The organism is Isoptericola sp. NPDC057391 (assembly GCF_042668085.1).
GTDB lineage: Bacteria > Actinomycetota > Actinomycetes > Actinomycetales > Cellulomonadaceae > Isoptericola.
In genome coordinates this window covers 1-6,637 of record NZ_JBHVBO010000213.1, presented here as the reverse complement: position 1 = coordinate 6,637, position 6,637 = coordinate 1, and the positions used below count along the sequence as shown (strand labels likewise).

8 protein-coding genes are annotated in these 6,637 nt (G+C 75.4%); 2 read left to right on the top strand and 6 right to left on the bottom strand.

The features are described from left to right. Window positions 1–20 precede the first annotated feature (20 nt). Genes ACFUVW_RS18640 through ACFUVW_RS18630 form a run of 3 tightly spaced genes read right to left on the bottom strand, consistent with a single transcriptional unit; the run spans window position 21 to window position 1,741 of the window. Window positions 21–524, bottom strand: a complete 504-nt coding sequence (locus tag ACFUVW_RS18640) for an SRPBCC family protein (protein WP_430572800.1) — start codon at window positions 522–524, stop codon at window positions 21–23. Next, on the bottom strand, window positions 521–898 hold the full coding sequence (locus ACFUVW_RS18635; protein ID WP_430572799.1) for an ArsR/SmtB family transcription factor: 378 nt from the start codon (window positions 896–898) through the stop codon (window positions 521–523). The genes ACFUVW_RS18640 and ACFUVW_RS18635 overlap by 4 nt, the downstream gene beginning before the upstream one ends. 48 nt (window positions 899–946) lie before the next feature. After that, window positions 947–1,741, bottom strand: coding sequence for a DUF2599 domain-containing protein (locus tag ACFUVW_RS18630; RefSeq protein ID WP_430572798.1), 795 nt, complete (start codon window positions 1,739–1,741; stop codon window positions 947–949). Between the two features lie 83 nt (window positions 1,742–1,824). Here ACFUVW_RS18630 and ACFUVW_RS18625 point away from each other — a divergent pair, with 83 nt between their 5' ends. Then, entirely contained in the window at window positions 1,825–2,697 is an 873-nt protein-coding gene (locus ACFUVW_RS18625) for a siderophore-interacting protein (RefSeq protein ID WP_430572797.1), read from the top strand. Between the two features lie 16 nt (window positions 2,698–2,713). Here ACFUVW_RS18625 and ACFUVW_RS18620 read toward each other — a convergent pair whose 3' ends face one another. The 3 genes from ACFUVW_RS18620 to ACFUVW_RS18610 are packed head-to-tail and all read right to left on the bottom strand — an operon-like array spanning window position 2,714 to window position 5,855. Further along, complete coding sequence (locus ACFUVW_RS18620) at window positions 2,714–3,853, bottom strand: M24 family metallopeptidase (protein WP_430572796.1); 1,140 nt, start codon at window positions 3,851–3,853, stop codon at window positions 2,714–2,716. 40 nt (window positions 3,854–3,893) lie between these two features. Further along, window positions 3,894–4,817 carry an NADP-dependent oxidoreductase gene (locus ACFUVW_RS18615; RefSeq protein WP_430572795.1) on the bottom strand — a complete coding sequence of 308 codons (924 nt, stop codon included), beginning with the start codon at window positions 4,815–4,817 and terminating at the stop codon, window positions 3,894–3,896. 54 nt (window positions 4,818–4,871) lie between these two features. Beyond that, the gene (locus ACFUVW_RS18610) at window positions 4,872–5,855 is read right to left on the bottom strand and encodes a GlxA family transcriptional regulator (protein WP_430572794.1); all 984 of its coding nucleotides are present in this window, start codon (window positions 5,853–5,855) and stop codon (window positions 4,872–4,874) included. Window positions 5,856–5,968: 113 nt separating this feature from the next. Between ACFUVW_RS18610 and ACFUVW_RS18605 the strand changes: the two genes are divergently transcribed. Then, window positions 5,969–6,577: an isochorismatase family protein gene (locus ACFUVW_RS18605; RefSeq protein ID WP_430572793.1), complete on the top strand. Its 609-nt coding sequence runs from the start codon at window positions 5,969–5,971 to the stop codon at window positions 6,575–6,577. Window positions 6,578–6,637 lie beyond the last annotated feature (60 nt).

Sequence of the window (6,637 nt, the reverse complement as noted above, 5' to 3'; positions counted from 1 at the left end):
GGAGGGACGCGGCGCACGGCTCAGTCGCCGGCGGCGAGGGCGGCCGCGAGCTCGTCGACGAGGTCGAAGCCCTCCTGCATGCCGCCCTCCATGCCCGACTCGACGATCGCGTCGCGGACCTCCCGGCTGGGCGCGCGGGTGACGAGCGTGAGCGTGGTGGCGCCGTCCTCCTCCGCGAACGTGTAGGTGTTGACGGTGGCCGCGGAGTCGCCGTCGGGCATGCCCTCGAAGACCTCGGTGTGCACGAGGCGCTCGGGAGGCACCACCTCGGAGAACTCGCCGTGGAAGGCGACCTCGACCCCGCCCTCCGCCTGCATGACGTAGCGGTACGTGCCGCCGGGGCGGGGGTCGATCTCGATGCTCGTGACGGTGCCCCGCTTGCCGGCCCACCAGCGGGCGATGAGCTCGGGCTCGGTGAACACGCGCCAGACGGCGGCCGCGGGGGCGGCGAACCGGCGCACGACCTGGATGTCGGTGTCGTTCGGCAGCGTCAGGACGGCGGTGCCGGTGGTGGTGCTGGTCATGATCGTTCTCCTCGGGGCTCCGGGGGCTGGTCCGGGTGGACGCCCGGCGGGGTTTCCAGGGTGTCGAGCAGCTCGTCGATGAGCTCGAACCGCTCCTCCCACAGCCGCTCGTACCGGCCGACCCATGCGTGGATCTCCTGCAGGGGTCGGGCGTCCGCGCGGTAGAGGCGACGACGACCGTCGTCGCGGACCTCGACCAGCCCGACCTCCCGCAGCACCTTGAGGTGCTTGGAGACCACCGGCTGGGCGACGTGGAGCAGCTCGGCGAGCTCGCCGACGCCCCGTTCCTGCTGCGCGAGGGCGTCGAGGATCGCGCGGCGCCGGGGCTCGGCCACCGCGTTGAACGCATCCGTCGTCGTCGCTGCGCGTGCCATGGGACCAACCTATGCCTATATCGGAATATGTCAAGAGGTCCCGTGGCGTCAGCCGGGGTTGCACCGGGCGGCCATCGTCGCGACCAGCCCGACGTCCGGCCGCCACGGCTCGAGGTTCCACGCGTCCTTGTCCGGCGCGCCGACCGCGTGGCACACGAGCTGGTCGTGCATCGTCGCGGTGTCGACCTCCGGGTCCGACGCCACCAGCTCCGCCCAGACGAGGTCCGTGCCCGCCCGGCCCGCCTGCCGGGCCCAGTCCGTCGGCACGACGGCGAGCGACCGGCCGCCCTCGCGGTCACCCCAGTCGGTGCTCGCGACCGCCGACGTGCCGAGGGTCGTCGTGCTGCCGCCGTCCTGCGCCTCGTCCGACCCGGGGCGGACCACCAGGTGGGTGCCGTCGACGGCGACGAGGCGCGCGCCCCGCGGCGCGGACAGCCCGCCGACCGCCGCGCCGCCGGCGCGCACCGTGACGCTGCCGTCGGCCCGGGGCTCGAGCGTGCCGCCCGAGGTCAGGGTGATCGTCGGGGAGCCGGCGGGGTCGTCGCCGCCCGTGGCGGGGGCGTCCGCGGCGAGGTCCAGGGACACGGTGGCCGTGCCCGCGCGGGGGTCGGTGGCGACGTGCACGCGCGGGTCGTCCGGCGTCGCGCCCGGGACCGCCACCTCCAGCGTCACCTCACCCGCCGCCACCTCGACCCGCAGCGTCTCGACCTGCCCGGCCTCGTCACGGGGCGTCGCGCTCGCGCCCGCCGACCGGGTCGGCGCCGGGGTCGACGGCGTGCAGGAGCCGAGCAGGGCGAGGGCGGCGAGCGCGGGCAGCGCGCGCGACCGGAGGCGGGCGGGCACGTGCCCAGTCTCGGTCATGGGGCGCTCGCGATCCCGCCGCCAGGGTCTGGCCAACCGAGTGAGGTTCGCCTAACCTTACCGACGTGAGCACTCGAACGCTGTCGAAGCCGATCGACCCGCACGTCCTCGTCGCCGAGGTCGTCTCGACGAAGCGGCTGGGGCCGCACCTGCAACGGGTCACGCTCGGCATCGAGGACATCGACCGGCTCACCCTCGTGGGCGACGACCAGTGGTTCCGCCTGTTCCTGCCGCGCCCGGGCCAGGACGCGCTGAAGCTGCCGACCCGCACGTCCAACCTCGGCTGGTACGCGCAGTACCTGGCGACGCCGCGCGCCCGGCGCCCGTTGGTGCGCAACTACACGATCCGGGCCGCCCGGCCCGAGCTGCGCGAGATCGACGTCGACTTCGTGCTGCACGGCCACGACGACGCGACGGCCGCGGGGCCGGACGGCGGGCACGAGCCCCTCGGCCCGGGCGCCGGCTTCGCGCTGTCCGCCCGCCCCGGGGACCGGGTCGGCATCCTCGACCAGGGCACCTACCACCACCGCCAGGCCGCGTGCGACTGGCGCCTGCTCGTCGCCGACGAGAGCGGCCTGCCCGCCGTCGCCGGCATCTGCGAGGCGCTGCCCGACGACGCGCGCGGCGTCGCCGTGATCGAGGTGCCCACGGCCGACGACCGCCAGGACTTCCGCGTGCCGGACGGCGTCGACCTGCGCTGGGTCGAGCGCGACCGCGCCGCCGCCGACGACCCCGCTCTCGGCGAGGTGCCCGGCCGCGCCGCGCTCGCGGTGGTGCGCGGCGCGGACCTGCCCACGGGCGCCGGGTACGCGCTCGTCGCCGGCGAGCAGGCGCTCGCGGCCGGGGTGCGCAGGCACCTGGTCAACGACCGGCAGTGGCCGAAGACGGCGGTCGACTTCGTCGGCTACTGGCGGCACGGCAAGGCGTCGCCCAGCTGACGGCCGGCCGAGGCGTCTACTCGACGACGACGACCTCGTGCGGCGAGGTGTTGAGCCGCACGCCGGCGTCCGGCGCGTCCGCGAGGCCGGGCACCCCGGCGGGGAAGGCGACGACGATGTCCTCGATGCGCACGCCGAACTCGCCCGGCAGGTAGATCCCCGGCTCGACGGAGAAGCACATCCCGGCCTGGATCGGCGTCTCCTCGCCCTCCACCATGTAGGGCGGCTCGTGCGTCGTCAGGCCGATGCCGTGGCCGGTGCGGTGCACGAAGAACTCGCCGTACCCGGCGTCGGCGATCACGGCCCGGGACGCCCGGTCGACGTCCTGGCAGGTCGCGCCCGGCCGGACGGCGTCGACGCCCGCCTGCTGCGCGGCGCGCACCACGTCGTGCACCTCCTGCTCCCGGGCGGAGAGCGCGCCGACGTGCACGGTGCGGGTGGTGTCCGAGCCGTACCCGTCGGCGAGCCCGCCGAAGTCCATGACCACCATGTCTCCCTCGCGGATCACGCGGTCACCGGCCTCGTGGTGCGGGTCCGCACCGTTCTCGCCCGCGCACACCAGGGTGAAGTCGACCTGCTCGTGCCCGTGCTCGCGCAGCAGCGCGTCGAGGTCCTCGGACACCTCGCGCTCGGCGCGCCCCGCGAACCGGCGGGTGACGATCTCGGCGAAGACGGCGTCCGCCCCGGCGCCCGCGGCGGCGAGTCGTGCCACCTCCTCGGGCGACTTGGCGGCCCGGAGCATCGGCAGCACGTCCGTGACGGCGGCGTACGACGACGCGGGCAGCGTGCGCTGCAGGCCGAGGACGTGCAGCGCCCACGCCGTGTCGCTGATCGCGTAGCGGCCGTCCGGTCGCAGCAGCCGTGCGGCGACGGCGTGCTCGTCCTCGCCGTCCGACCAGGCGACCGCCTCGATCCCGCCGACGGCGCCGACCTCGAGGTCGTGCGCCTCCAGCCGTGGCACGACGGCGACGGCGTCTCCCTCCGCGGGGATCGCGAGCAGCGTGAGGCGCTCGAGCTCGGCGGCGGGCGTGTAGCCCAGGAAGTAGCGCAGGTCGGGGCCGGGGGTCACGAGCACTCCGGCGAGGCCGGCGGCGGCCGCCTGGGCGGCGGCGCGACGGCGGCGGTCGGCGTACACGGAGGGGGAGAAGGGCATCATGTGCCCAGGGTGCCGCCTGCGACCCCGACCTGCACCACGGTCAGACGCGCACCACGATCTTGCCGCGGCCGTGGCCCGTCTCGGAGGCGCGGTGGGCGTCGGCGGCGTCGGCCAGGTCGAAGACCTGGCCCACCTCCACGGCGACCTTGCCGGCGTCGATCAGCGCGCCGAGCGCCTCGAGGTCGGCGCTGGACGGGCGCACCCACACGTAGTGCCCGCCGTGCTCGGTGCGGGCCGTCGCGTCCGTGATGGACGTGACGGTGCCGCCGGGGGAGAGCAGCGCGGCGCTCGTCGCGACGGCGTCGCCGCCCACGTAGTCGAGCGCGACGTCGACGCCGTCCGGGGCGAGGGCCCGGACGCGGTCCGCCAGGCCGTCGCCGTAGGTGACGGGCTCGGCGCCGAGGCCGCGCAGGAAGTCGTGGTTCGACTCGCTCGCCGTACCGATGACGCGGGCGCCGAGGCTGCTCGCGATCTGCACGGCGAAGGACCCGACGCCGCCGGCCGCGGCGTGCACCAGCACGGTCTGGCCCTCGCGGACGCCCGAGCGCAGGATCGACTGGTAGGCCGTGAGCCCCGCGAGCGGGACGGCCGCGGCCTCCTCGAAGCTCAGCGACGCCGGCTTGCGCGCCAGGGTCCGCACCGGTGCCGCGACGAGCTCGGCGAACGTGCCGCCGTGCACCCAGTCCTTGCGCACGTACCCGTAGACCTCGTCGCCCACCTCGTACTCGGGGGTGTCGAGGCCGACCTGCTCCACGACGCCGGCCACGTCCCAGCCCGGGACCACGGGGAACTGCGTGTCGAACAGGCCCTCCAGGTAGCCCTGGCGGACCTTCCAGTCGACGGGGTTGACGGACGCGGCGCGCACGCGCACGACGACGACGTCCGCCCCGGGGCGCGGGTCGGGCTGGTCGGTGAGCTCGAGGACGTCGGCGCCGCCGAAGCGGGAGTAGGTGATGGCTCGCATGCCGGGCACAACAGTCGCCGGGACGCGAGGCTTCCCGCGCCACCCGGATCCGGGTCACCCGGCGAGCCGGAACCGGGCGCGGTACTGCGCCGGGGTGGTGTCGAGCCGGCGGCGGAACGCGCGGGCCAGGGTGTCGGTCGTGCCGAACCCGCAGGCGGTCGCGACGCGCTCCAGGGTGTCGTCGGTGGTCTCGAGCCGTTGGCGCGCCGCCTCGACGCGCACCGACTCGACGTAGGCCGCCGGCGTGGTGCCCAGCTCGGTCTTGAACAGCCGGGTCAGCTGGCGCTCGCTCACGTGCGCCTGCTCGGCGAGCTCGGCGACGGTCAGCGGCGACGCCACGTTCCGCAGGACGTGGTGGCGCAGGTCGTCGACGCGGCGTGTCGTCGCGCGGGGGTCGGTCGCGACCGAGAACTGGCTCTGCCCGCCCGGACGCTTGAGGTACATGACGAGCTGGCGGGCCACGCGCATCGCGACCTCCTGGCCCAGGTCCTCGGCGACCAGCGCGAGCGTGAGGTCGAGGCATGCCGTGAGGCCCGCGCCGGTCCAGATGTCGCCGGTGCGCACGAAGATCGGGTCCGGGTCGACGAGCACCTCGGGGTGCTCCTCGGCGAGCTGCCCGGCGGTCGACCAGTGCGTGGTGGCACGCACCCCGTCCAGCAGCCCGGCGTCGGCGAGCACGTGCGCGCCCACGCAGACGGACGCGAGCCGCCGGGTGCGGGGTGCCAGCTCCCGGACACGTCGGACCACGCCGGGGTCCACGACGGCGCGGACCCGTCGCTCGTCGTCGACCTCGACGGCGCCGGGCACGACCACGGTGTCGACGGCGCGCCCGGCGAGGGCGTCGAAGGTGGTGTCGGGCAGGACGCGGACCCCGGCGGACGTCGTGACCGGTTCGAGCGTCTCGGCGGCGAGGACGACGTCGTAGCCCGGCGGCTCCGCGGTCTCCCGCCGCACGAGGGAGAACACCTCGGCCGGGCCCGTGACGTCGAGCAGGTCGACGCCGTCGAACAGGGTGACCACCACGAGACGCTCGATCATGAGGATGTCCGAATCTGCAGGAGGCACGTCATTACCGACACGATAGCCGCCGCCGTAGCGTCGAGGTGCGCTGCCGTGGTCGGCGGCGCACCCCCTCCGACGGAAGGACATCCATGACCAGCACGACCCTGCGCGAGCTCGGCTGCGCCGACCAGACCCCCGCCGACCTGGCCCGCGCGACCGTGGTCCTCGTCGACTACCAGAACACCTACACGCGGGGCGTGATGGAGCTGGACGGCTGGGACGCGGCCCTGGACGCCGCAGCGGACCTGCTCGCCCGCGCCCGCGCGGCCGGCGCCACGGTGATCCACGTGCAGCACGACGGCGGCGCGGGATCCCCCTACGACCTTGCCACCGAGCTCGGGCAGATCCACCCGCGCGTCGCGCCCGCCCCCGGGGAGGCCGTCGTGACCAAGACCGCGCCGGACGCCTTCCGGGGCACCGAGCTCGGCGACCTCGTCGACGCGGCCGGGCACGCCGACGTCGTGGTCGCCGGATTCATGACGCACATGTGCGTGGCCTTCACCTCACAGGGGGTGGCGCTGCGGGGCAACCGGCCCACGGTGGTCGCGGAGGCGTGCGCCACCCGCCCGCTCGCGAGCGCCGTCGCGGCGGTGCCCGCGGAACAGCTCCACCACGCGGCGCTCGCGACGGTCGCCGACGCCTACGGCGTCGTCGTCCGGTCGGTCGACGACCTCGCCGGGCAGGCACGGGCGGCCTGAGGCGCCGGTCGCACCGCCCCCGTCAGACCAGCACCTCGCCGTCGCGGGCGACCACCCGGC

What these genes read in the sequence shown, in the direction of transcription:
- ACFUVW_RS18640 (WP_430572800.1), bottom strand. Translation starts at nt 524, where the DNA reads ATGACCAGCACCACCACCGGCACCGCCGTCCTGACGCTGCCGAACGAC.
- ACFUVW_RS18635 (WP_430572799.1), bottom strand. Translation starts at nt 898, where the DNA reads ATGGCACGCGCAGCGACGACGACGGATGCGTTCAACGCGGTGGCCGAG.
- ACFUVW_RS18620 (WP_430572796.1), bottom strand. Translation starts at nt 3,853, where the DNA reads ATGATGCCCTTCTCCCCCTCCGTGTACGCCGACCGCCGCCGTCGCGCC.
- ACFUVW_RS18615 (WP_430572795.1), bottom strand. Translation starts at nt 4,817, where the DNA reads ATGCGAGCCATCACCTACTCCCGCTTCGGCGGCGCCGACGTCCTCGAG.
- ACFUVW_RS18610 (WP_430572794.1), bottom strand. Translation starts at nt 5,855, where the DNA reads ATGATCGAGCGTCTCGTGGTGGTCACCCTGTTCGACGGCGTCGACCTG.
- ACFUVW_RS18605 (WP_430572793.1), top strand. Translation starts at nt 5,969, where the DNA reads ATGACCAGCACGACCCTGCGCGAGCTCGGCTGCGCCGACCAGACCCCC.